Source organism: Hydrotalea lipotrueae (genome assembly GCF_019249625.1).
Classification (GTDB): domain Bacteria; phylum Bacteroidota; class Bacteroidia; order Chitinophagales; family Chitinophagaceae; genus Hydrotalea; species Hydrotalea flava.
In genome coordinates this window covers 53,414-78,264 of record NZ_JAESDL010000003.1, presented here as the reverse complement: position 1 = coordinate 78,264, position 24,851 = coordinate 53,414, and the positions used below count along the sequence as shown (strand labels likewise).

Below are 24,851 nucleotides of genomic sequence, written 5' to 3'. Positions count from 1 at the left end.
AAGCTGCGTATTTATATTGCCAAAATTATTTACCTTCGCAAACTTGTATGAAGAAACTTGTATTGTTTTCATTAATAATTTTGGGATTTGCTGCTTGTTCCAGAAAAGGAGTGAAGTTTCAAAAAAGTCACCGATTCTCGCAGATTTTAAAGAGTAAGGATATTGACTATAAATTCAAAATGGCCGAACAATATTATGTAAATAAAAAATATAATTTTGCTCAGCAGCTCTTTGAAGATTTGTTCCCTTATGTAAAAGGAACTGATCGGTATGAAGACATGTACTACAAACTGGCTTATTGTTATTATTATCAAAAAGATTATTTGAACGCTGAAAATTATTTTAAAACATTCACTGAAACGTTTCCTTCCAGTGCAAAAAGCGAAGAGTGTGAGTACATGCGGGCATATACTTATTATAAGCAATCGCCCAAACCGGAATTAGATCAAACAAATACCAATAAGGCAATTGGTTTAATGCAGGCATTCATTAACATGCATCCCGGTTCATCTAAAATAAAAGAAGCAAATAATATTATTGATTTATGTCGGGAAAAATTAGAAACAAAAGATTTCTTAAATGCCCAGCTCTATTATAATTTAGGTTATTTTAAGGCGGCTGCTATAACATTTTCAGGAGTTTTAGATAATTATCCCGATTCAAAAAATGGTGATTTATATAAATATCAGTCAGTACGTTCATATTTTAAATATGCCGAAATGAGTTATCCTGATAAACAATTGGAAAGATTTGAAAAAGTAAAAGCCGATTGTTCAGATTTTTTGGATCGTTTTCAGGGAAGTAAATACACTACAGAAATTACAAAAATTAATACAGAAACAAATAATTTAATTAAAAACCTACAAAATGAGCAAACTAAGAAGACAGCTCAGCGCTAATATACCTAGCTCTGTTGAACCTAAAAGTTTGAAAGATATTAAAGATATCACCGGTAATCTTTATGAGTCTATTGCAATTGTTGCCAGAAGGGCCAATCAAATTAACATTACCATTCGGGAAGAGTTGCATAATAAATTAGATGAATTTGCTAGCCATACCGACAGTCTGGAAGAAATTCATGAAAATAAAGAACAAATAGAGATTTCTCGTGCCTACGAGAAAATGCCCAATCCGGCAATTCTTGCTTTAAATGAATTTATGGAAGGAAAAATTTACTACCGTTTAAATAACGATAACGATTTATTCAGATAAAGCAACAAAATGTATTAAAATTGATAAAAGGGCAGTATATATACTGCCTTTTTTGTTATTTGCAGTTTAATTAAAATACCATGTTGAAAGGGAAAAAAATATTAATAGGTATTACCGGTAGTATTGCTGCCTATAAAGTAATTTATTTGGTTCGGTTGCTGGTAAAATCCGGTGCAGAAGTAAAGGTTATTATGACTGCATCTGCAAAAAATTTTGTGAGTCCGTTGGTATTAGAAACACTCAGTAAAAATGCGGTATTAGAAAATTTAACCGAATCGTCAACCTGGGCAAACCATGTGGCGTTAGGCCGTTGGGCCGATGTATTTTTAATTGCACCACTCAGTGCAAACAGTCTTGCAAAAATTGCCAACGGAATATGCGATAATTTATTGATGGCCGTTTATCTTTCTGCTACTTGTCCGGTTGTAGCGGCTCCTGCTATGGACGAAGACATGTGGTTACATCCTGCTACAAAACGAAATATTCAGCATGCAGCATCAGATGGTGTTCATTTTATTCCTATTGAAAATGGTGAGTTGGCCAGTGGCTTAGTAGGTGAGGGCCGAATGGCTGAACCTGAAACCATTGTAAACTTTTTAATTAGTCAGTTTTTTAGAGGTACATTATTAAAAAACAAAACTGTTCTGGTAACTGCTGGTCCTACATATGAACCAATAGACCCTGTTCGATTTATTGGAAATCATTCTTCCGGAAAAATGGGTTTCGCCATAGCTGAAGCCTGTTATCTGGAAGGTGCCAACGTTGTTTTAATAACCGGCCCCACTGCATTGTATTCTTCATTCAAAGAAATTAAGTTGGTTCATATTACTACTGCCAATGAATTGTTGGAACAGTGCATGATAGAAGCGCGGCAAGCACAAATTATTATCATGAATGCAGCTGTGGCAGATTATACACCACTAAAAAAAGAAACTCAAAAAATTAAAAAGGGTAAAAACGAATCGGAATGGCTTCTTCCATTGGTTAAAACTATTGATATCCTTGCATTGCTCGGAAAGCAGAAAACTGCGCATCAATACATTATGGGTTTTGCCTTAGAAACAGAGCAAGAACTTAAAAATTCCTTAGAAAAATTAAATGTAAAAAAAATTGATAGTATTGTACTAAATTCACTCAATGATGCACAAGCCGGTTTTGGATATGACACCAATCAAATTACCATTATTTCAAAAAATGGCAGAACAGAAAAGATGGCATTAAAGTCTAAAACAGAACTGGCAAAAGACATTGTTTTATACATAAGTGAAGAATTAGATGCGTAGCATATTTATCATATTTTTATTGCTTTGCTTGGGTTTAAGTACTGGCATTACGGCACAGGAATTACAGGCCAAAGTAACCATTAATGCAAGCAGGGTAAATACTACCATCGATAAAAAAATATTCAATACACTTCAATCGCAATTAACCAATTTTTTAAATAGCAGGAAGTGGACAGATGATCAATTTAATCCTGCTGAAAAAATTGTTTGCAGTTTTTTATTCAATATTGAATCAATGCCACAAACCAATGTATTTAGTGCATCATTGATTATTCAGGCAGCAAGGCCTGTATACAATAGTACCTATCAGGCAGCATTGGTAAATTTTCAAGATCAGGATATAACATTCAAGTACATAGAATTTCAACCCATAGAATTTAATGATAGCAGAGTACAGGGCAATGACCCTTTGGTAGCTAACTTAACTGCTGTGCTGGCTTATTATGCCTATGTAATCATTGGATTGGATTATGATTCATTTGCTCCCAAAGCAGGACAACCCTATTTTTTAAAAGCACAAAATATAGTAAACAATGCACCTGAAGATGCCAGTATTAGCGGATGGCGTGCATTTGATGGATTGAGAAACAGATATTGGCTGGTAGATAATTTAACCAACAATGCCAACAATATTATTCATACTGTAATTTATGATTATTACCGATTGGGACTTGATAATATGTATGATAATGAATTGCAGGCACGCTCCGGAATTTTACAGGCTTTGAATTTATTACAGTCATTTAACAGAGAACATCCCAATACCATGTTTGTTCAATTTTTTATGCAAACAAAAGTGCAGGAATTAATTGGCCTTTTTGTAAAAGCAAATTCCGATGACAAACTAAAAGCGCTGGATGTTTTTACCAATTTAGATGTTGGAAATGCAACAAAATATAAAGAACAATTACAATAATATAATTTAAAATGTATTGATAAAAAATAAAATAACTAAAGCTTATAAAATTTTGCCAAACACCTGCATGAATAGATAAAATGAAGAAGATATTAATGATAATTTGTTTAATAATTTACCTGATGGCCTGTAATAGCCATAAATCAGAAATGCCTGTACTGAATTTTGATACCATGAAAGTGGTAATGTGGGATTTGCTGAATGTAAATGAATGGAATAATATGAAAGCCGGGCAGGATACCGTTTTTAAAAAAATTAGAGACGACCGTAAACAATTTGAACAGGTTTTCTATTGGCATCATATTACCAAAAGCAGTTTTTATCATAGCCTCTCATATTATGAACAACATCCTGATAAAATGAAAAAACTAGTGGACTCACTTTCTGCATATGGTAGAAGAGTTACACTTAAATCTGTTGATACCCAACCTACTCATAAATAGGCACAGATTAATTTTTTATAGAACATTACGTTTTATGGCTTAATTATTTGCCTTATCTTGCATAAGAACGGTTATAATCAAATGCATCATACCATCTAAGCAGATGTTCGTTTTTTTTGAATGATGCATGCATTGCTGCAATACATATTTTAAATGGTAAGGTATGAATAAGGTTGTTTTAAATGCACAAGAAGCCATCAAAGATATTCATGAAGGTGCCACCATTATGTTGGGTGGTTTTGGCTTAAATGGTATTCCTGAAAATAGTATTGCTGCCCTTGTACAAAAGGGTATTCAAAATTTAACCTGTATTTCCAATAATGCAGGAGTAGATGATTTTGGTTTAGGCCTTCTGCTGCAAAAAAAACAGATAAAAAAAATGATTAGCAGTTATGTAGGCGAGAATGCAGAGTTCGAAAGGCAATTATTGGAAGGAGAATTAGAAGTTGATTTAATTCCACAAGGTACACTTGCCACAAGAATACAAATGGCCGCCATGGGCATTCCTGCCTTTTATACACCAGCAGGTTTTGGTACAGAAGTAGCAATTGGTAAAGAAGTACGGTACTTTAATAATAAACCCTATTTAATGGAGTTAGCCCTGCATGCCGATTTTGCAATAGTTAAAGCCTGGAAAGGAGATACTATGGGAAATCTTGTATTCAGAAAAACAACCCGTAATTTTTCAACTTCAATGGCAAAGGCCGGTAATATTACCATTGCAGAAGTAGAAGAATTGGTTCAACCCGGTGAAATAGATCCCGATGAGGTACATGTTGCCGGCATTTATATACACAGGATTTTTCAGGGGTGGCATTATCAAAAAAGAATTGAAAAAAGAACAGTAAGAATGGAGAAGTAAATATTTTTTCAAATTTCTCTCAACATCATTAAATCATTTTTTATGGCATTAGATAAATATGGAATTGCCAAAAGAATTGCGCAGGAACTGCAAGACGGCATGTATGTTAATTTAGGAATTGGTATACCAACATTAGTTGCCAATTATGTACCCCAATCCATCACCGTTATATTTCAATCAGAGAATGGCATTTTAGGAATGGGGCCTTACCCTGCCGAAGCTGAAATAGATCCTGATTTAATTAATGCCGGAAAAGAAACCGTAACACTCATTAAAGGTGCCGCTTTGTTTGATAGTGCAGAAAGTTTTGGCATGATTCGGGCGGGTAAGATAGATTTAACTGTATTAGGTGCGATGGAGGTGAGTGAAAATGGAGATATTGCCAATTGGAAAATACCGGGTAAAATGGTGAAAGGAATGGGTGGCGCTATGGACTTAGTGGCCAGTGCCAAAAATATTATTGTAGCAATGATGCATACCAATCCAAAAGGTGAGAGCAAACTCTTGCCTGCGTGTACTTTGCCCCTTACCGGACTGCGATGCGTGAAGAAAATTGTAACCGATTTAGCAGTATTAGAAATTACACCCAAAGGTTTTTTATTAAAAGAAAAGGCTCCGGGCGTATCTGTTGAAGAAATTAAAGCCAAAACATTGGGCAGGTTAGTTTGCCCGGCTAATGTTCCGGATATGCATATTTAACTTTCTAAGTAAACTCTATTTACCTGGTATATCCGGTAAATAAGTTAAAAGCATGATAATAACCAACAGATTGTTCCATATTTCTTGTCAGGGTTTTATATTTGAAATACATGATGAAGAAAACATTACCGCTTATTGTTGTTTTGATATCTCTTTCCCTTTTCGGGCTTTTTCTTCTACAAGCATCCTGGTTAAAAAATTTACTGGCAGTAAGACAGGAACAGTTACAGCGAAATGTAAAAGAAGCCTGTGTAAATGTGGCTATTGATTTAAGTAAGAGTATGCATTATACCCCTTCGCTTCGTTTTCCAAAACGACCCGGTTTTAGAATTGCCAATGATTTTTTAAGTTTAATAAAACCACCTGCCATCAGCGACCGATTTTCACAACAAGATGTTGATCATAAATTACGCAGTGCATTTCACAAAGCCAATATTAAAGATTTGAATTTTGAGTTTGCCATTACCAATAATAATGATGAAATAGAAATGAAATCAGCAGGCTTTGAAAAAGAATTCTGGGATACATTACACAACAGAAGAATTTTTGTACCGGTGGTACCTGAAACTGGCAGCGATTTAGAAGGGATTGGACCTTATGAAAATTTAATTATCATTGTTCCTGATTTTCAAAAACAGGTTTGGGATTCACTGAAATGGATCATTGCCGGTGCTGCAGTTTTCATGCTTATAATTATTGCTGCTTTCTTTGTTACACTGCGAACACTTTTAAATCAAAAAAAATTGAGCGAAATTAAGAGTGATTTTATTAATAATATGACGCATGAGTTTAAAACACCATTGGCTACCATATCCTTGGCGGTTGATGCTATCAGAAATGAAAAAGTGCAGAGTGATAGAGAAAAGCTGAATTATTTCAGTGGCATTATCAAAGAAGAAAATAAAAGAATGAATAAGCATGTTGAAACCATATTGCAGGCTGCTATTACAGAAAAACAGGAGCTGCAATTAAAAAAGATACAACTGCATTTGCATGAACTGATACGTAAAATTGTAGAAAATTATCAATTACAACTGAAGGAAAAAGAAGCCAAAGTAGTATTACAACTCAATGCAAAAAATGATATGCTGGTGGCCGATGAAGTTCATTTTTCCAACTTATTATCGAACCTGATTGATAATGCCATTAAATATTCAAAAGATAATCTTGAAATAAAAATTACAACACACAGTACCAATAAATATATTGTTATTATGATAGAAGACAATGGTATTGGAATGAGTAAGGAAACCATGAAGCGTGTCTTCGAAAAATTTTACAGGGCCCATACCGGTAATGTGCACAATGTAAAAGGGTTCGGCTTGGGCATGAGTTATGTTAAAACCGTAATTGATGCGCACAAGGGTAAAATAAGAGTGGATAGTACCCTTGGTAAGGGAACAACCTTTACTATAGAAATGCCTGTTGGTGTAACTGCTTAAATCCTCCAAAGCAAACTGCCATCACCATAACTTAAAAATCTGAAAGAATTGTTCAGTGCATAATCATAAACACGCTTCCAGTCATCACCAATCATCGCTGCAATTAATAACAGTAAAGTAGATTGTGGTTGATGAAAATTAGTAATAATACCTTTTGCTAATTTAAAATCATACCCTGGAACAATGATGATACTTGTTTTTGTAATGAGCCTTTCTTTACCCTGAATATCCATCCATTGTAGAATATAGTTAAGTGCCTGATCTATAGAAACATTTTCCTGTTGTTGATAGGGTAGCCATTGCTCTACTGTGATATCCTGTAAAGAATTGAGTGTTTTGTTTTTTTGATAATACTGATGAATTTTTATACCAATCCAATAAAGTGATTCCAGGGTTCTTAATGAAGTGGTGCCAACTGCAACAATTGGATAATTCAATTGCATTTGTATATGTTGTATAAACTGTTTTGAAACATCTATAAACTCAGCATGCATTTCATGTGCGGCTAAATAAGCAGCTTTCACGGGTTTAAAGGTTCCGGCGCCAACATGCAATGTTACATAATCGGTTTGTATTCCTTTTTGTTTCAATGCATCCATTAATTCTGGTGTAAAATGAAGCCCTGCAGTAGGTGCTGCTACCGAACCATCTTTCTCAGCATAAATAGTCTGATACCGAATAGCATCTTCTTGTTCCGTTGCTCTGTTCAAGTAGGGGGGTAATGGTATAATACCGGCAAAATGCAATATTTCAGCGAAGCTGACATTTGCATCATTCCAATTAAATTCTACCAAATAAGTTCCTGCCTCGTCTAATACCTCTTTTTTTGCTGCTTGCAGCAATAGAGTACCGTTAGGCATTGTAATTACTTTTTCCAATATGGTTTCTTTCCATTTTTTTGCACCACCAATCAGGCATTTCCATTGTACATTACCGGTTTGTTGCATGGCTATTGTAATATCTTTATGCGTATCAAAAGGTTCTAAACAAAATATTTCAATAGTGCTGCCGGTTGATTTAGTGAATAACAATCTCGCTTCTACCACCTTTGTATTGTTGAAAATCAAAATACTATCTTCAGGTAAAAAATCAGGTAAATGCTGGTAGGTTGAGGTATGTATAGTTGATTGTTTGTATACTAATAATTTACTTTCATCACGTTTGGCTAACGGATATTTAGCAATGGCATTTTCCGGTAATTCATACTGGTATTCCTGAATAGCAATTTGTTGTGGGTTGATAGATTTCTGCATAACAACATAATATTTTATAACTGGTGTTTTGAAAGATTAATGTTCAATAAAGCATCCATTCATCCTTTTTTACTCAAGGTATAGCCATTTCGGCAAATACTGTTTGGGTGGTTTTTATCATTTAAATTTTCAAAAATAAGTTTTGTAAACGCCTGTATTCACAGCATTTTTGCAGCTTATCCACACTAATTCACATTGAATTCACCTTAATTTTCATCAAAAATCGCTGAAAGTTAATGCAGGTAAGGATTTGGCTCTGTTATTTTTTGTGGATAAATACAAGTACTCAAAATTTGTATTTAAAGTGGGAAAAAGTGTTATTTTGTGTAAATAAATGGTAATTTTAAAGCACAATTTTAAAAATGAACGGATTTCACGGCGAATATGAGGCTACAGTAGATGCGAAAGGTCGCTTCCTTTTGCCCGGTGGCTTGAAAAAGCAGTTGCCGGAAGGGGAGTCTCGTTTTATCCTCAGTCGTGGTTTTGAAAAATGCCTCACACTATATCCTTTTAAAAGCTGGGAAGTCATTATTGCTAAGATTAATCGGTTAAATGATTTTGATCCAAAAGTACGTCAATTCCGTCGCCAGTTTTTAGGAGGTGCTACTGAAGTAGAATTGGATAGCGCCGGCCGTATGTTATTGCCGGCATCTTTAAAGGAGTATGCAGGATTGCAAAAAGATATTGTATTAGCAGCAGCTATTGATCGTTTTGAAATTTGGGATGCAGGTAAATACAAACAGCTCTTTGAAGATTTTTCACCGGAAGCTTTTAGCGATTTAGCCAAAGAAGTAATGTCGGGTTTAGAAGGTGGTATATAATCATGGTTTTACATTTTTAATTGCGCTACAATGAATAATACTTACCATATACCAGTACTTCTTTCAGAAACAATTGATATGCTGGCCATTCAGCCCAATGGCATTTATGTTGATTGCACTTTTGGAGGAGGTGGACATTCTGCTGCAATTTTAAAGCACCTGAATGCGGAGGGTAGGTTATTTGCTTTTGATCAGGATGCAGATGCTTTTCAAAATTTTCCGCATGATGCTCGTATGGTATTTGTTCCTGAAAATTTCAGACACATACAACGATTTTTAAAATTGCATGGTGTGTTTCAGGTAGATGGTATTTTAGCCGATTTAGGTGTAAGCAGTCATCAGTTCAATGAAGCATCAAGGGGGTTTTCAATACGATTCGATGGGCCTTTAGATATGCGTATGGACGGTCGTTCTGAATTAACTGCTGAAAAAATTATTGCTACTTATTCTGAACACCAATTACACAAGTTATTTGAAAAATACGGTGAGGTTACCAATGCTAAAACTTTAGCCAAGCATATTGTTCAATACCGTCAGCATACCTCCGTAAGCAATGTTGCACAGTTTAAAGCAGCTTTGGCAGAGATGGTAAAGGGTAATCCTAATAAATATTTTGCTCAGGTATTTCAAGCATTACGAATAGAAGTAAATGATGAATTGGGGGCACTCAATGATTTATTACTGCAATTGCCGACTATATTAAAAACCAGTGGCCGTGCGGCTTTTATTACTTTCCATTCATTAGAAGACAGGCTGGTGAAAAATTATTTTAAAGGAACAACAGTTGAAGATGAAAACCCTTTCATTTCAACGCCCAAAAAACAGGAGTTTGAACTGATATCCAAAAAACCAATTGTGCCTTCTGAGAGTGAAATAAAAATGAATTCAAGGAGCAGAAGTGCCAAGCTAAGAGTAGCTGAAAAATTATAAAAGCATGATTCAATACCATGAATACGAATAATAAAACAGAAAATAAAAACGGAAAGCCATTGCAAAGGCTTTTTAATTCTGAATGGATTACCAATAATCTGTTTTTTATTTTATTCATTAGTTTTTTGGCAGTTCTGTATATCGCTAATGGCCATGTTGCTGATAAAACAATTCGAAATATCAGTAAAACAAAAAATGATATCAAAGATTTACAATATCAATATAAAACACTGAAAAGTGAAGTGATGTTTAAAACTGAAGAAACAGAAATTTTAAAAAAAGTTGAACCAATGGGTATTCAGATTAACAAAGAATTACCCGTTAAATTATATACTAAAAAGAAATAGTATAAAATGGATGTAAAACGCGACATATTATGGAGAGTATACCTAACCTACATTTTAATTGTAGCGGTTGGTATTACCATATTTGCCAAAGCTGTTTATATTCAGCAGGTACAGGGAAAATACTGGCAAAGTTTAAGCGACAGTTTGCATGAACGTTATGTAGAAACCGATGCAGAGCGAGGTACCATTTATAGTGAGGATGGCGAAATGTTAAGTACCAGTATTCCGCAATTTGATATATATGTAGATTTTGGCGCTGATGGATTACGTGAAAGAAATGGAAAAAGGTTCAGAGAAAATATTGATTCGCTCAGCATTTCACTCGCCAATCTTTTTAAAGATGAATCTGCCGCAGGTTATAAAAGAATTTTACTGAAAGGTTACAGAGAGAAGTTTCGTTATTTTCTATTAAAAAGAAGTATTACCTATCAGCAATACACAACACTAAAAAACTTTCCATTGGTTCGTTTGGGAAAAAATAAAAGCGGATTTATTGCTGATGATAAAAGTATACGGCTCAATCCATATAAAATGCTGGCTTTTAGAACCATTGGCTTAGATCGGGATTCATTTAAAGTGGGATTGGAATTAAGTTATGATAGTATTCTACGTGGCAAATCAGGAAGCCGCCTTGTTCGATACATTGCAGGTGGAGTGGGAGTTCCGGTAGATGCCGGTTACGAAACAGAAGCAATAAACGGAAAAGATATAATTACAAATATTGATGTGTTGATTCAGGAAATTACCGAAAATGCACTCATGAAAATGTTGGTACAAAACGATGCACAACACGGTTGCGCCATTGTAATGGAAACAGCTACTGGTAAAATTAAAGCAATGGCCAACCTGGGTAAAGGTACTGATGGTAGTTATTATGAAAATTATAACTATGCAATCAATGCATCAGAGCCGGGATCAACTTTTAAGCTGGCAACATTAATGGCTTTATTAGAAGATAAAAAAATTACATTAGGTCAAACTGTAAACCTGCATGGCGGTACATTAAAAATTGCCGATAGAACCATTTATGATGCAGAACAACATGGACATTTTGAAGTTACTGCAAAACATGCATTTGAACTAAGTTCAAATGTTGGGGTGGCCGAAATGGCGTTGGATGCCTATAAAAATAATCCACGATCATTCATTAAAAAATTACATGATTTTAGATTGGATGAAACTACCGGAATTGATTTGGTTGGAGAAAGAAATTCTACCATCATTAAACCCGGAAGCAGAAGTTGGAGTGCTACTACACTACCTTGGATGGCATTTGGATACAATGTGGAGGTTACCCCCTTGCAAATACTCACATTATACAATGCTATTGCCAACAACGGTGTAATGATGAAACCCTATTTGGTCAACGCAATTGTAGAAGAAGGTAATGTATTAAAGAAAATTGAACCAGTAACACTTATTGATAAAGTTTGCAGTAATACTACTTTAAAACAAGTTCAATCATGTTTGGAAGGCGTATGTACAAATGGTACTGCTAAAGAGCTTTTTAAAAATACACCCTATACTGTTGCAGGTAAAACCGGTACCGCTCTGGTAGCAGATGCAAATAAAGGATATGCAGATAAAGTTTATCAATCTTCATTTGCAGGTTATTTCCCCGCCAACAACCCGCAGTATACCTGCATTGTGGTAATCAAAAATAAGCCTTTTGCAAAAGTTTTTTATGGTGCAGCAGTGGCTGGTGTTGTGTTTAAAGAAATTGCAGACAGACTATATACCCTTTACGTTAAACAAAGCAGTACGCAATTTGCAGTTGCTAAAAACGATAGTACGCATTTTAATTATATTGGTTATAAAACTGACTTATTGAATATTGCAAAATCATTGAAAATAAAAACAACCGATTCGGTTTCTATTGTAGATGATTGGGCCGGTATTGCAGGCACCCCAAGTCATGCAATTGTATATACAAAAAAAATACAGCTTTATCGAATGCCTTCTTTAAAGGGTATGGGTTTAAAAGATGTAATGTATTTGTGCGGTAATATGGGTTTAAAAGTAAATGCCAAAGGAGTAGGTAAAGTAATAGATCAGTCCATTATACCGGGCGAAACAATTTCCAAAGGACAAATATTAACGGTAGCATTAAATTAAGCAACATGAAGTTATTGCAGGATATATTATATAAAGTGCGTTTACAGGAAGTGTATGGCAATACCGATATTGCGATATCCGGTTTATATATTGATTCACGTAAAGTAGAACAAAATTCAGTTTTTATTGCCATAAAGGGCGAAAAGGCAGATGGTCATTTATTCATTGATGCGGCTATTGTTAATGGTGCTATTGCAATTATTGCTGAAGTTTTACCACTACAATTTGAAAAAAATATTACTTACATTAAAGTAAACAGTACCCATGAAGCCGTGGCTTATATGGCACATAATTTTTATGATTATCCTTCCGAAAAAATGATATTGGTGGGTGTTACAGGTACCAATGGAAAAACAACGGTGGCTACATTGTTGTACAAACTTTTTTCAGGTTTAGGATATTCATGCGGTTTGATTAGTACTGTTCAAAATCAAATCAATCAAAACATTATTCCTGCCACACATACCACACCAGATGCCATCAGCTTGAATGCATTATTGCAAAGAATGGTTACCGAAAATTGTTCGCATGTGTTTATGGAATGCAGCAGCCATGCTATTCATCAACATAGAATAACAGGTCTTCAGTTTAAAGGAGCAATATTTACCAATATTACACTCGATCATTTAGATTACCACAAAACATTTGAAGAATATATCCGGGTTAAAAAAAGCTTTTTTGATAATTTAACAGAAAATGCTTTTGCACTTTCTAATAAAGATGATAAACGTGGTGAAGTAATGTTGCAAAACACCAGAGCTGTAAAATACTATTACAGTTTAAAAGCCTCATCTGATTTTAAAGGAAAAATTTTAGATAATGCTTTAACGGGTTTACAAATGCTTATCAATAAGCAAGAGGTTCATTTCAGGCTTATTGGTGAATTTAATGCATACAATTTATTGGCTGTATATGGTACTGCATTATGTTTAAAAGAAGATTCCGAAAAAACATTAACTGTTCTCAGTGGTATAACCGGAGCAGAGGGAAGGTTTGATTACATTATAAGTAAAAATCAGGTTATAGGAATTGTTGATTATGCGCATACACCAGATGCTTTAGAAAATGTATTAACTACACTGATAAAATTAAAAAAAAATTTTCAGCAAATCATAACTGTAGTGGGTTGCGGTGGTGATAGGGATAAAACCAAAAGACCCATTATGGCGCAGGTTGCATGTGATTTAAGCAATAAGGCCATTTTTACAAGCGACAATCCCAGAAGCGAAAATCCAATGGATATTCTTGCTGATATGGAAAATGGATTGACTACTGCAGCAAAGAAAAAATATGTTGCGATACCCGACAGAAGGCAGGCTATAGAAAAAGCCGTTAAAATGGCAAATACCGGTGATATTATACTTGTAGCAGGAAAGGGTCACGAAAAATATCAGGAAATAAACGGAGTGAAATATCCATTCGATGATAAACAAGTATTGCGGGAAATGTTTGCAAAGTTTGAATGAATTTATAAATGATAGATAATAATATAAACTATGTTATACGAATTATTTAGCTGGCTTAAACAACACTTCAACATAATGGGGGCAGGTGTATTTCAATACCTCACCTTCAGGGCAGCTATGGCTATATTATTATCGTTAATTATTACTACAGTTTATGGTAAAAGGATAATTATTTTTTTGAAGGATAAACAAATTGGTGAAACGGTGCGTGATTTGGGTTTGGCAGGAGAGCAACAGAAAAAGGGAACTCCTACTATGGGGGGTATAATTATTTTATTGGCGATTATAATTCCAACTTTATTATTTGCGGATTTAAGTAAGGTTTACATACGCCTCATGTTGCTTTGTACAGTATGGCTTGGAATAATTGGTTTTTTAGATGATTATTTTAAAATTAAAGCAAGAAGGCTGGCAGGTAAACGGGGTGAACAATACAAAAAGAAAAACAGTGATGGTTTGGCCGGAGTCAGTAAAATTATTGGGCAGGTTGGCTTGGGTATTATTATTGGCGCCACTTTATATTTTAATAGTAATGTAACGGTTGAACGAGAAATTATTACGAAAGAAGTAAATAAATCGTTGCATCCCGGTGAAATTGTAGCAAGAGGCTCTAATGTTGTTACCAAAAATATTGAAGGCGAGAGCAGAAGATTTGTTGAAGTAAAAACACCCATCACCACCATTCCATTTACCAAAAATCATGAATTTAATTATAGTAAATTAATTAGTTGGATGGGGAACAGAGCCGAGGCTTATACCTGGATTATTTATATATTAATTGTAACATTCATCATTGCTGCTGTTTCGAACGGTGCAAATATAACAGACGGTTTAGATGGACTGGCAGCAGGTGTAAGTGCCATTATTGGTGCAGGATTGGGCATATTCGTTTATGTGAGTGGTAATTTAAAGTTTGCTGAATATTTAAATATCATGTATATCCCCAATTTGGGCGAACTCTCCATTTTTGTTGGTGCATTTGTTGGCGCCTGTATTGGATTTTTATGGTACAATGCATATCCTGCAGAAGTTTTCATGGGCGATACCGGCAGCCTTGCGTTAGGAGGAATTATTGCCTCATTGGCAATTATTGTTCGGAAAGAATTATTGATACCAATATTTTGTGGTGTGTTTTTAATTGAAGAATTAAGTGTAATTATTCAGGTGGCTTATTTTAAATACACCAAGAAAAAGTTTGGCGAAGGCAGGCGAATTTTTCTCATGAGTCCTTTGCATCATCATTATCAGAAAAAAGGTTTTCATGAAAGTAAAATTGCTGTACGATTTTGGATTATAACCATCTTTTGTGTGCTGTTGTCAATTGTAACCTTAAAAATTAGATAGTATCATACCATGCATCCAGATATATTTAAACATATTGATTTTAAAAACCCTGCTAATCGAAAGTTAGTAGTATTAGGTGCTGGCGAAAGTGGTGTTGGTGCTGCTATTCTTGCAAAGCAGAAAGGGTTTTCAGTCTTTGTATCTGATGGTAATACAATTGCTGAAAAATACAAACTCGAGTTGCAACAATTTGGAATTGAGTTTGAAGAGCAATTACATTCAATTCATAAAATAGAGGAAGCAGCTATTGTTGTAAAAAGTCCGGGAATAGCCGATAAAAATGAAATAATAAAAAAAGTTAAACAAAAAGGCATACCCATTATCAGTGAAGTGGAATTGGCATACCGGTATTGTGGCGAAAGCAAGATCATTGCAATAACCGGTAGTAATGGCAAAAGTACTACCACAGCATTAATGTATCATATTCTGGATAAGGCAGGAATGGATTGTGCAATGGTAGGTAATATTGGTATTTCATTTGCGAAACAGGTTGCATTAGCTCCTAAGCAATGGTATGTTGCCGAAATCAGTTCTTTTCAATTAGATGATATTATTGCCTTTAAGCCACATGTTGCTGTACTGCTCAATATTACAGAAGATCATTTAGACAGATATGAATATAATTTTCAAAACTACGTCAACAGTAAGTTTAGGATTATTGAAAATCAAACTACCGATGATTATTTTATTTATTGCGATGATGACGATGTTATTAAAAAAGAATTAAACAAAATTTCAATCACTCATACTAACCCCTTATCATTCTCTATGAAACACGAAATTAAAAACGGAGCTTACCTAAAAGGAGATCAAATGATGTTACGCATTCAGGAAGAACGCGTAAGCATGAGCATTTATGATTTTGCTTTAAAAGGAAAGCATAACACTTACAACACAATGGCTGCATGTATTGCTGCAACAACAGTAGGAATCAGAAAAGAAAAAATTAGAGAGGCGGTGAATGATTTTCAAAGCCTTGCGCATCGAATGGAGTTTGTAGCAACCGTTCGCGGTGTTGAATTTATTAATGATAGTAAGGCAACCAATGTAAACAGTACCTGGTTTGCTTTGGAGAGTATGAACAAGCCTACTATTCTTATACTGGGCGGTATTGATAAAGGAAACGATTATAGCCTGATTACCGACCTGGTGAGAGAAAAGGTAAAAGCAATTGTTTGCATGGGTACCGACAATAAAAAAATTGTTACTGCTTTTAAAAATGTTGTTCCGGTAATCATCGAAACAGCTTCCGCAAAAGATGCAGTAGAACAATCTTTTAAATTAGCAACAAAGGGTGATGTTGTCTTATTAAGCCCTGCCTGTGCCAGCTTCGACCTGTTTAAAAATTTTGAAGACAGGGGTAATCAATTTAAAGTTGCTGTAAAAGATTTATAAAAAATGAGTCAGGCAAATAGCGATACACTTTTTACACAAATATCTTCAATAGAAGGTATGAAGGGACAACTCTTGCAAAAAACAAGAGGTGATAAATACATATGGGGTATCGTTATTTTACTGACTTTAATATCAGTACTTGTGGTATATAGTGCAACCGGTTCACTTGCTTATAAAATGAATAAAGGCAATAATGAGATTTATTTATTTAAGCAACTGGCTTTTATGGTAATGGGTATGCTGATTATTTATTTCTTGCACAGAGTTAATTATACCATTTTTTCAAGAGTAGCAACAATATTGTTTCTGGTTTCCATTCCATTATTGTTATATACTTTATTATTTGGTACCCGAATTAATGATGGAAGCAGATGGATTAGACTGCCCATTATTAACATGACTTTTCAAACCAGTGATTTTGCCAAGCTGGCTTTGTTTATGTATTTATCTAAAATGCTAAGTAAAAAACAACGGGTAATCAAAGATTTTAAAGAAGGGTTTATCCCCATTGTTATTCCGGTTATTCTGGTTTGTGCTTTCATTATGCCTGCTAATTTGTCAAATGCATTATTAACAGGTGCCACTTCTTTATTACTCATGTTTATTGGCCGTGTAAGTATTAAACACATTCTTTTATTATTGATGGTGGCTTCCATTCCGGTTATGATCATTATTACCATTGCTATTACTACTTACAAACCGGTAAAACCCGGCAATAACTATAAAACAGAAAATATAGAAAAACTCAATTCATTTGGTCGGTTATCTACCTGGGTAAAAAGGGTACAGGATTTTATTTATTCCAACAATGCAGAAGTACCTTATCAGGTACAGCAGGCTAAAATTGCCATTGCCAATGGAGGTGTTTTATTGGGATTAGGTCCTGGTAATAGCAGACAACGGAATTATTTGCCGCAGGCTTATAATGATTTTATTTATGCCATCATTATTGAAGAGTATGGCTTGTTAGGAGGCGGGTTTGTTATTTTTATTTACTTACTTTTTTTATTCAGATGTATCAGTATTTTCAGAAGATGCCCTTATGCATTTGGTGCATTTTTAGCGCTGGCACTCAGCTTTACCCTTGTTATACAGGCCATGGCAAATATGGCAGTGAATGTAAATATGGTACCCGTTACCGGCGTTACACTACCCTTAATTAGTATGGGCGGAAGCTCTTTCTTATTTACTTGCGCATCGATAGGTATTATTCTAAGTGTAGCAAGAAATGTTGAACAGTTAGAAGGTAAAACCAATGAAGACGAGAAACAAAATATAGATGAAAAGTTAGTTCAGGTACCATTACAAAACGCTTGATTCTAAATTGTATAATATTATGATACAACAATTAATAACGAATGCTTAAAATTTTGATTGCCGGAGGAGGAACCGGCGGACATATTTTTCCGGCATTGGCCATAGCAAAAGCACTTGAAAAAAAAGCTGCTGTTTCGTTATTGTTTGTTGGTGCGAAGGGAAAAATGGAAATGGAAAAAATACCACAGGCGGGTTATAAAATTAATGGAATTGATATTGCCGGATATAACAGAGCCAATCTCTTTAAAAACTTTTCCTTGCCCTTTAAATTGATTAAAAGTTTTTGGCAAGTGAATCAAATACTGAACAATTTTAAACCTGATGCTGTGATTGGTGTAGGTGGATACTCCAGTTTTCCGGTATTGCGAACAGCACAGCGTAAGGGTATTCCAACATTTATACATGAAAGTAATTCCTTAGCCGGTAAATCTAATCAGCTTCTGGCAAAAAAAGTACAATACGTATTTGTTGCTTTTGAGGACATGCAAAAATATTTTCCTCAAGAAAAAATTATTATTTCAGGTAATCCTGTACGTGAGGAAATAATAAATAACAAAATTTCAAAATATGAATCGCTGGAATATTTTGGGTTATTGAACAACAAAAAAACAATTTTAATTCTGGGTGGAAGCCTTGGTGCCAAAAGTATTAATGATGCAATCGCAAAAAATATTGCATCGTTTTCCGACAATGGATTACAGCTAATTTGGCAAACCGGGCAACATACCTATCAACAATATAAGCATTTGTCAGAAGGAACAAATTCATTTTGTATTCAAGCTTTTATTGAAAAAATGAATATGGCTTATGCTGCTGTCGATGTGGTGGTTTCAAGAGCAGGAGCCCTGTCTGTTGCTGAGTTGTGTGTAGTGAAGAAACCTGTTGTATTTGTACCTTATCCATATGCAGCCGAAGATCATCAAACCGTTAACGCACAATATCTGGTTCAAAAAAATGCTGCACGTTTGGTAAAAGACAATGAGGCTGATACTGGCTTAGTGCCTGCTATTCTTGATTTAATTCAAAATGTGGCGTTGCAGGAAACACTGAGTAAAAATATTGCATCACTGGCTAAGTTGAATGCCGCAGATATGATTGCTGAAAAAATTTTAGAAACGATTCAATGATTGAATTAAAAAACATACAGACTGTTTATTTTATTGGCATTGGCGGCATTGGCATGAGCGCTTTGGCAAGATATTTTCATGCTAAAGGTGCACATGTAAGTGGATACGACAGAACCGAAACCGCATTGACGAAACAATTAGAACTTGAAGGTATTGCTGTACATTATCAAGAAAACACCAAACTTATTCCTGCTGAAACAGATGTGGTGGTATATACACCTGCAATACCTGCAGACAATAAAGAATTAGTGTTTTGTGCCGAAAAAAAATATTTGATTGTAAAACGGAGCGATGTGCTGCAATGGATTACCCTTCATTCTTTTAATATTTGTATTAGTGGTACCCATGGTAAAACTACTACCAGTACCATGATTGCGCACATTCTCAGACATTCAGGCTATGGTTGTAATGCATTTTTAGGTGGTATTTCTACTAACTATCAATCTAATTTCTGGAGCAGTGAAAATAATGTAGTAGTGGTAGAGGCCGATGAATATGATAGAAGCTTTTTAAAACTTTTGCCCAATATTGCTATTGTTACTGCAATTGATCCAGACCATTTAGATATTTATGGTACAGCTGAAGCAGTAGAAGAGGCTTTTATTGCTTTTACCAAAAAAATTAAAAAAGATGGAACTTTAATTTATCATTCTACAATACCATGTGCAGACAAATTAAATAAAACAGTAGTGCACTACAATTATGCTTTATCAACTCCCGACGCCGATGTGCATGCTTCACAAATTCAAATTCAGGAGGGTGGTTATGTATTTACGGTTCAGGCAAAATACTGGCAATTAACATCCGTTCAATTAAATATGGGTGGTTTGCATAATGTTGAAAATGCCCTGGCTGCTATTCTCGTAGCCAAACAATTAGGTATTGCCGACCATTTAATCAAAGAAAGCATAAGCACATTTAAAGGAGTTAAAAGAAGATTTGAATTCATTTTAAAAACAGCTCAACATGTTTTTATAGATGATTATGCACATCATCCTGCTGAATTGGATGCACTCATTCATGGTGTACGCAGTCTTTATCCAAATAAAAAAATGGTCTTGGTTTTTCAACCACACTTATACAGTAGAACAAAAGATTTTGCGGATGCTTTTGCAAAAAGTTTACAAAATGCAGATCAGGTAATTCTACTGCCAATTTATCCGGCACGAGAATTACCCATTCCTGGCGTTGATGCTGCATTGTTGACAGAAAAAATGAATAGTGCGAATGTGTTATTACTATCGAAAGATGAACTAATACATTGGGTAGCAACGAACCGGCCCGAGCTACTGATAACAGCCGGTGCAGGAGATATTGATAAAATGATAGAACCTTTAAAAGAAAAACTAATAGAATAAAAATGGCCGTACTTACTCATATTCGTTTCAAACAATTATTCAGCAGAAAAGGCATTGCCAATCTGTTTTGGATAATTTTTGGTGTGGGTATGATTGTTTTATTGTCAGCTGCCATTAAAAGGCAAAACCAGCAGGTGTGTAGTGGCGTAAGTGTTGAATTAGATAAAAATTTTGAGGATGCTTTTATAGATGAAAAAGATGTTATAGCGTTATTGAATACGAATGGAAAAATTACACAGCATTCGCTCCAAAGTATTTATTTAAAAAGTTTTGAAATGCTGGTTGAAAAGAATGCATGGGTTAAAAATGCAGCCTTGTATTTTGATAATAAAAATATTTTACACGTAAAAATTAAAGAACGAACTCCTGTTGCAATGGTATTGGGTAATAATGAAGATGCATTTTATATAGATAGTGCAGCAATGCGTTTACCACAAAGTGATAAGTTTGCGGTTCGTGTACCGGTGTTTACTGGTTATCCCGGCAGTATGTCAGCTAAAATTTCTAAACCAGATAGTTTGCTGTTACGGCAAATGGTTCGGATGGCATCTTTTATACAAGCCGATAGTTTTTGGATGGCACAAATTGAACAAATCAACATACAATCAAATGCTGAATTTGAACTGGTGCCTACGGTTGGCAGTCATTTAATCAATTTTGGTACAGCTGATAGTCTGGAAAAAAAGTTTAATAATCTTTATGCTTTTTATCAACAGATATTTACCCGTACAAGCATGAATGCTTATAAAACAATTGATCTTCGATTTAACAATCAGGTTGTAGCTGTTAAAAGTGAATATAAAAATAATGGCCTTGATTCTGCAAAAGCCAAACAAGACGCTGCTATATCATGGATGTCTGATACTGCAGTTGTTCAGCATAATTTACCTGTACAAAATAGTGTGAATAAAACGAATAACCTACCTGTAGAAAAAGAGCAGCAAAAGGTGCAAAAACAAATAAATTTTAAACAAAATAAAATAAACAATCACACGTTATCAGATAATCAGAAGTTGGGTTTAAAAACGAATTCAAATAAGAATAAAAAAGCGCCCAAAGCAGTCATGAAAAAACAAAATTAAATATCATCATTTTCAAAGTACCCTATACAAAACAAAATCAGTATGATGCAACAAGATAAGCCAAATATGAATCAATCATCTGTTCAAAACGAAGCAATAGTTGGAATGAACGAGTCGCCAATTATTGTAGGGTTAGATATTGGCACTACCAAAATTGCTGTGATAGCAGGCAGAAAAAATGAGCAAGGTAAATTAGAAATACTCGGTTTTGGAAAAGCCAACAGCAATGGTGTGCATCATGGCCAGGTGCTGAATATTGATCAGGCAATCAAATCTATTCAACAGGCTTTAGAAAATTGTGCCAAAAGTAATCCGGAACTGTTGATTGAAGATGTGTATGTAGGAATTGCCGGTTATCATATTAAAAGTTTACAAACAAGAGGTGATATTGTACGCCAGGATCCTGAAATTGAAATTCAGCAAAAAGAAATTGATCAACTGATTGCCGATCAACGGAAAACTTTTATTCCTGCAGGAGACGAAATTATTGATGTAATTCCTCAGGATTTTAAGGTAGATAACATTCAAAATATAAAAGACCCTGTTGGATACAATGGCGTAAAAGTCGGAGCTAATTTTCATATTATTACCGGCGATAAAAATGCCATCAGAAATATTAACAGAGCGGTATTGAGAAGTGGACTTCATACAAAAGATCTGGTATTGCAGCCTTTGGCCAGTGCCAGTGCAGTAATGAGTGAGATTGATTTAGAAGCCGGAGTTGCTATTTTAGACATTGGTGGTGGAACCAGCGATTTGGCAATTTTTTATGAAGGTATTTTAAAACAAACAGCAGTTATTCCGTTTGGTGGTGAAAATATTACCAACGATATACGGATGGGCCTTGGTGTATTAAAACAACAGGCTGAAGCATTAAAAGTTCAATTCGGTTGTGCTATTGCCGATGAGGCCAAAGCCAATACTTATATTACCATACCGGGATTAAAAGGTTTGCCTGCAAAAGAAATCAGCATGCGTAATCTGGCGCAAATTATACAGGCAAGAATGAGTGAAATTTTAGATTTTGTAACCTACCATATAAAACAGGTTGGTTTAGATAATAATGCTTTAAATGGAGGTATTATTCTTACCGGTGGCGGTTCTCAGTTAACACACTTAATTCAGTTAACCGAATATATTACCGGTTTAAATGCCCGAATTGGTTATCCTAATGAGCATTTGGCACCCAATCATATTGCAGAATTAAAACAGCCCATGTATGCAACCTGCCTGGGGTTAATTCTGAAAGGTTATAATGATTACGAATCAAAATCCAAAGATTTTTCAAAACAATTTAAATATATTCAGGTGCCACATCAGTTAAAAGAGCAAACCAAAATTATAGAAACGCCAATGGTTCAACCAACTGAAAAAATTGGAACTGCTCCCAAATTGAATGCACGTTTTTGGGATAAGTTTAAAAATGGCATCATTGAATTGTTTAAAGAAGAAGAAGATCAAATTATAAGATAAATTTTTTACCACTATCCTGTAAATACCGTTTATTCTACTTACTAACTATTAAACCGTACGTTATGATTCATTTCGATTTGCCCAAACAAAAATCATCCATCATCAAAGTGCTTGGTGTTGGTGGTGGAGGTAGTAATGCCGTAAACTTCATGCATGAACAAAACATTGAAGGTGTAGATTTTATTATATGTAATACCGATGCCAAAGCGCTTGAACAAAGTAAAGTACCCAATAAAATTCAACTAGGCCCACATTTAACACAGGGTCTTGGTGCAGGTGCGAATCCTGAAGTTGGAAAAAAAGCAACAGAAGAATCGTTGCAGGAAATTAAAAGTATTTTAGAAGTAAATACCAAAATGGCATTTATAACGGCCGGTATGGGTGGAGGAACCGGAACAGGAGGTGGCCCCATTGTTGCCCAAATATGTAAAGAATTAGGTATTTTAACCGTTGGTATTGTAACCACTCCTTTTGGTTTTGAAGGCCCACGAAGAATGGCTCAAGCGGAAGAAGGTATTATGCAATTAAAACCATACGTAGACACATTGCTTGTAATTAGCAATGATAAATTACGGATGCAATATGGAAATTTAAAAATGAAAGAAGCATTTAGTAAAGCTGATAATGTGTTGGCAACTGCTGCTAAATGTATTACAGATATTATTAATAGCCGCGGCCATATTATTGTTGACTTTGCAGATGTTTGCACTGTTATGAAAAATGGAGGCGTTGCTATTTTAGGAAAAGCTGAGGTAGAAGGTGAAGACCGGGCACAAAGAGCGATTGAAGAAGCATTAAACTCGCCTTTATTAAATGACAATGATATTAAAGGCGCCAAATGGATTTTAATCAACATCAATAGCGCGGAAGGAGATCATGAATGCACGATGGATGAAATTGAAGTGATTAATAATTACTTGCGCCTGCAGGCAGGAGAAAATACAGATGTTATTGTCGGAATGGGTTATGATAATACTTTGGATAAAAAAATTGGTATTACCATGATTGCAACCGGATTTGAGCATAAAAATCCATTTGAAAAACAAGCTGCTCCTAAAATGGAAGCACCCAAACCTGAAAAAATTGTAATGACGCTGGGTTTGGATGAACATCAGTATACAGATGTGCAACCGGCTTCAAATACTACTGATGCAAATGATAAAGCTATTGCAGATCCATTTGCACCACATATTAAAAATGAACCGGAAAATAATACTGCTGAATTTTCCTTGTATACTCCTGTGGAAAGAGAAGCTGTGTTAGATATGCGTGAAACTGAGATTTTGCAATTTGAATTGAGTACTGAAATAACAGCTCCTGTAACTCCTCAGCAGGAAGTAAAAATGGAGGCAGAACTGCCTAGTGCCATTGAGGAAAATATTGCAGGCATGAAATTAACAGAGAAAGCTGAATCACCTTCTATTCTCTCTAAACCTTTTAAGATTTATGCAGAACCGGAAATACCGGAAGTTACCGGCAATAGTTTACCGGTTCAGCCTGCTGAAATAAAAGAAGAAACTAAAAAAGAAGAATTACCACTTCAGTTTTATACCAATGAAAAGAAAGAAGAACCTGAAGTAAAACACCATTACCACGAACGTACACAGGTTGAGCAGCCTTCTTTGTTTCAATACAATAGTGATTTGGATGAGGCAGAAGAACAACGTCGCAGGGCTACTGAGCGCTTACATCGGTTAAGAAATTTATCTTATAACATGAATTCTAATGATCCGAATAATGAATTTGATACAGTGCCTGCTTATGTGCGCCGTAAAATGGAATTATTTGGAAATAACCAATTGGCATCAGTAGAAAACTTTTATAGTAAAATAACAGTTGAAAAAGATGAAAAGAACAAAACTCAGATTTCTAGTCTGAATAGTTTTTTAGATGGTAAAAAACCTGATTAATTTTTAGGTTTAGTTGGTAGAATAAAAAATAACCCTTCGTTTCGTAGCGAAGGGTT

The 24,851-nt window shown here is 34.9% G+C and carries 22 protein-coding genes; 21 read left to right on the top strand and 1 reads right to left on the bottom strand.

From position 1 onward, the window contains the following. Positions 1 to 47 precede the first annotated feature (47 nt). From JK139_RS03465 to JK139_RS03430, 8 genes are all read left to right on the top strand, one after another. Positions 48 to 899 (top strand): outer membrane protein assembly factor BamD, encoded by an 852-nt coding sequence (locus JK139_RS03465; protein WP_074419969.1) that lies wholly within the window; start codon positions 48 to 50, stop codon positions 897 to 899. A 28-nt stretch (positions 900 to 927) separates the two neighbouring features. Further along, positions 928 to 1,212 carry a DNA-directed RNA polymerase subunit omega gene (locus JK139_RS03460; RefSeq protein ID WP_228733104.1) on the top strand — a complete coding sequence of 95 codons (285 nt, stop codon included), beginning with the start codon at positions 928 to 930 and terminating at the stop codon, positions 1,210 to 1,212. An 80-nt stretch (positions 1,213 to 1,292) separates the two neighbouring features. Beyond that, complete coding sequence (coaBC, locus tag JK139_RS03455) at positions 1,293 to 2,495, top strand: bifunctional phosphopantothenoylcysteine decarboxylase/phosphopantothenate--cysteine ligase CoaBC (RefSeq protein ID WP_074419970.1); 1,203 nt, start codon at positions 1,293 to 1,295, stop codon at positions 2,493 to 2,495. Then, the gene (gene porD / locus JK139_RS03450) at positions 2,488 to 3,411 is read left to right on the top strand and encodes a type IX secretion system protein PorD (RefSeq protein ID WP_074417876.1); all 924 of its coding nucleotides are present in this window, start codon (positions 2,488 to 2,490) and stop codon (positions 3,409 to 3,411) included. Before coaBC ends, porD begins: the two co-directional genes overlap by 8 nt. Before the next feature lie 122 nt (positions 3,412 to 3,533). Then, positions 3,534 to 3,854, top strand: coding sequence for a DUF4296 domain-containing protein (locus JK139_RS03445; RefSeq protein ID WP_074417875.1), 321 nt, complete (start codon positions 3,534 to 3,536; stop codon positions 3,852 to 3,854). A 163-nt stretch (positions 3,855 to 4,017) separates the two neighbouring features. Beyond that, positions 4,018 to 4,716, top strand: a complete 699-nt coding sequence (locus tag JK139_RS03440; protein ID WP_074417874.1) for a CoA transferase subunit A — start codon at positions 4,018 to 4,020, stop codon at positions 4,714 to 4,716. 42 nt (positions 4,717 to 4,758) lie between these two features. After that, complete coding sequence (locus JK139_RS03435; RefSeq protein WP_074417873.1) at positions 4,759 to 5,415, top strand: CoA transferase subunit B; 657 nt, start codon at positions 4,759 to 4,761, stop codon at positions 5,413 to 5,415. A 110-nt stretch (positions 5,416 to 5,525) separates the two neighbouring features. Continuing rightward, positions 5,526 to 6,857, top strand: coding sequence for a sensor histidine kinase (locus JK139_RS03430; RefSeq protein WP_228733102.1), 1,332 nt, complete (start codon positions 5,526 to 5,528; stop codon positions 6,855 to 6,857). Here the strand turns inward: JK139_RS03430 and JK139_RS03425 are convergent. Further along, positions 6,854 to 8,110 (bottom strand): S-adenosylmethionine:tRNA ribosyltransferase-isomerase, encoded by a 1,257-nt coding sequence (locus tag JK139_RS03425; protein WP_074417872.1) that lies wholly within the window; start codon positions 8,108 to 8,110, stop codon positions 6,854 to 6,856. The genes JK139_RS03430 and JK139_RS03425 overlap by 4 nt on opposite strands. A gap of 362 nt (positions 8,111 to 8,472) precedes the next feature. On the opposite strand from JK139_RS03425, the gene mraZ reads away from it, so the two are divergent. From mraZ to ftsZ, 13 genes are all read left to right on the top strand, one after another. Then, positions 8,473 to 8,931: a division/cell wall cluster transcriptional repressor MraZ gene (mraZ, locus tag JK139_RS03420; protein ID WP_074417871.1), complete on the top strand. Its 459-nt coding sequence runs from the start codon at positions 8,473 to 8,475 to the stop codon at positions 8,929 to 8,931. 30 nt (positions 8,932 to 8,961) lie between these two features. Continuing rightward, complete coding sequence (gene rsmH / locus JK139_RS03415; RefSeq protein ID WP_074420705.1) at positions 8,962 to 9,861, top strand: 16S rRNA (cytosine(1402)-N(4))-methyltransferase RsmH; 900 nt, start codon at positions 8,962 to 8,964, stop codon at positions 9,859 to 9,861. Between the two features lie 17 nt (positions 9,862 to 9,878). Next, positions 9,879 to 10,208: an FtsL-like putative cell division protein gene (locus JK139_RS03410; RefSeq protein WP_074420706.1), complete on the top strand. Its 330-nt coding sequence runs from the start codon at positions 9,879 to 9,881 to the stop codon at positions 10,206 to 10,208. Between the two features lie 6 nt (positions 10,209 to 10,214). Then, positions 10,215 to 12,323 (top strand): penicillin-binding protein, encoded by a 2,109-nt coding sequence (locus tag JK139_RS03405; protein ID WP_074420707.1) that lies wholly within the window; start codon positions 10,215 to 10,217, stop codon positions 12,321 to 12,323. A gap of 5 nt (positions 12,324 to 12,328) precedes the next feature. Next, the gene (locus JK139_RS03400) at positions 12,329 to 13,789 is read left to right on the top strand and encodes a UDP-N-acetylmuramoyl-L-alanyl-D-glutamate--2,6-diaminopimelate ligase (protein ID WP_218330596.1); all 1,461 of its coding nucleotides are present in this window, start codon (positions 12,329 to 12,331) and stop codon (positions 13,787 to 13,789) included. Positions 13,790 to 13,819: 30 nt separating this feature from the next. Beyond that, the gene (gene mraY / locus JK139_RS03395) at positions 13,820 to 15,133 is read left to right on the top strand and encodes a phospho-N-acetylmuramoyl-pentapeptide-transferase (RefSeq protein WP_074417867.1); all 1,314 of its coding nucleotides are present in this window, start codon (positions 13,820 to 13,822) and stop codon (positions 15,131 to 15,133) included. Between the two features lie 9 nt (positions 15,134 to 15,142). Further along, entirely contained in the window at positions 15,143 to 16,528 is a 1,386-nt protein-coding gene (gene murD / locus JK139_RS03390; protein WP_074417866.1) for a UDP-N-acetylmuramoyl-L-alanine--D-glutamate ligase, read from the top strand. Between the two features lie 3 nt (positions 16,529 to 16,531). Beyond that, positions 16,532 to 17,845: an FtsW/RodA/SpoVE family cell cycle protein gene (locus JK139_RS03385; protein ID WP_081299039.1), complete on the top strand. Its 1,314-nt coding sequence runs from the start codon at positions 16,532 to 16,534 to the stop codon at positions 17,843 to 17,845. A gap of 41 nt (positions 17,846 to 17,886) precedes the next feature. After that, positions 17,887 to 18,972: an undecaprenyldiphospho-muramoylpentapeptide beta-N-acetylglucosaminyltransferase gene (gene murG, locus JK139_RS03380; RefSeq protein WP_218330595.1), complete on the top strand. Its 1,086-nt coding sequence runs from the start codon at positions 17,887 to 17,889 to the stop codon at positions 18,970 to 18,972. Further along, positions 18,969 to 20,330: a UDP-N-acetylmuramate--L-alanine ligase gene (gene murC, locus JK139_RS03375; RefSeq protein ID WP_074420708.1), complete on the top strand. Its 1,362-nt coding sequence runs from the start codon at positions 18,969 to 18,971 to the stop codon at positions 20,328 to 20,330. Before murG ends, murC begins: the two co-directional genes overlap by 4 nt. A gap of 2 nt (positions 20,331 to 20,332) precedes the next feature. Beyond that, positions 20,333 to 21,412 carry a cell division protein FtsQ/DivIB gene (locus tag JK139_RS03370; RefSeq protein ID WP_218330594.1) on the top strand — a complete coding sequence of 360 codons (1,080 nt, stop codon included), beginning with the start codon at positions 20,333 to 20,335 and terminating at the stop codon, positions 21,410 to 21,412. A gap of 42 nt (positions 21,413 to 21,454) precedes the next feature. Beyond that, entirely contained in the window at positions 21,455 to 22,885 is a 1,431-nt protein-coding gene (gene ftsA, locus JK139_RS03365) for a cell division protein FtsA (RefSeq protein WP_228733101.1), read from the top strand. Between the two features lie 62 nt (positions 22,886 to 22,947). Further along, positions 22,948 to 24,795, top strand: coding sequence for a cell division protein FtsZ (gene ftsZ / locus JK139_RS03360; RefSeq protein WP_074420710.1), 1,848 nt, complete (start codon positions 22,948 to 22,950; stop codon positions 24,793 to 24,795). The last annotated feature ends 56 nt before the right edge of the window (positions 24,796 to 24,851 follow it).

Coding starts and splice junctions, on each gene's coding strand:
- JK139_RS03465 (WP_074419969.1), top strand. CDS start 48: ATGAAGAAACTTGTATTGTTTTCATTAATAATTTTGGGATTTGCTGCT.
- coaBC (WP_074419970.1), top strand. CDS start 1,293: ATGTTGAAAGGGAAAAAAATATTAATAGGTATTACCGGTAGTATTGCT.
- porD (WP_074417876.1), top strand. CDS start 2,488: ATGCGTAGCATATTTATCATATTTTTATTGCTTTGCTTGGGTTTAAGT.
- JK139_RS03445 (WP_074417875.1), top strand. CDS start 3,534: ATGGCCTGTAATAGCCATAAATCAGAAATGCCTGTACTGAATTTTGAT.
- JK139_RS03440 (WP_074417874.1), top strand. CDS start 4,018: ATGAATAAGGTTGTTTTAAATGCACAAGAAGCCATCAAAGATATTCAT.
- JK139_RS03435 (WP_074417873.1), top strand. CDS start 4,759: ATGGCATTAGATAAATATGGAATTGCCAAAAGAATTGCGCAGGAACTG.
- JK139_RS03430 (WP_228733102.1), top strand. CDS start 5,526: ATGATGAAGAAAACATTACCGCTTATTGTTGTTTTGATATCTCTTTCC.
- JK139_RS03425 (WP_074417872.1), bottom strand. CDS start 8,110: ATGCAGAAATCTATCAACCCACAACAAATTGCTATTCAGGAATACCAG.
- mraZ (WP_074417871.1), top strand. CDS start 8,473: ATGAACGGATTTCACGGCGAATATGAGGCTACAGTAGATGCGAAAGGT.
- rsmH (WP_074420705.1), top strand. CDS start 8,962: ATGAATAATACTTACCATATACCAGTACTTCTTTCAGAAACAATTGAT.
- JK139_RS03410 (WP_074420706.1), top strand. CDS start 9,879: ATGAATACGAATAATAAAACAGAAAATAAAAACGGAAAGCCATTGCAA.
- JK139_RS03405 (WP_074420707.1), top strand. CDS start 10,215: ATGGATGTAAAACGCGACATATTATGGAGAGTATACCTAACCTACATT.
- JK139_RS03400 (WP_218330596.1), top strand. CDS start 12,329: ATGAAGTTATTGCAGGATATATTATATAAAGTGCGTTTACAGGAAGTG.
- mraY (WP_074417867.1), top strand. CDS start 13,820: ATGTTATACGAATTATTTAGCTGGCTTAAACAACACTTCAACATAATG.
- murD (WP_074417866.1), top strand. CDS start 15,143: ATGCATCCAGATATATTTAAACATATTGATTTTAAAAACCCTGCTAAT.
- JK139_RS03385 (WP_081299039.1), top strand. CDS start 16,532: ATGAGTCAGGCAAATAGCGATACACTTTTTACACAAATATCTTCAATA.
- murG (WP_218330595.1), top strand. CDS start 17,887: ATGCTTAAAATTTTGATTGCCGGAGGAGGAACCGGCGGACATATTTTT.
- murC (WP_074420708.1), top strand. CDS start 18,969: ATGATTGAATTAAAAAACATACAGACTGTTTATTTTATTGGCATTGGC.
- JK139_RS03370 (WP_218330594.1), top strand. CDS start 20,333: ATGGCCGTACTTACTCATATTCGTTTCAAACAATTATTCAGCAGAAAA.
- ftsA (WP_228733101.1), top strand. CDS start 21,455: ATGATGCAACAAGATAAGCCAAATATGAATCAATCATCTGTTCAAAAC.
- ftsZ (WP_074420710.1), top strand. CDS start 22,948: ATGATTCATTTCGATTTGCCCAAACAAAAATCATCCATCATCAAAGTG.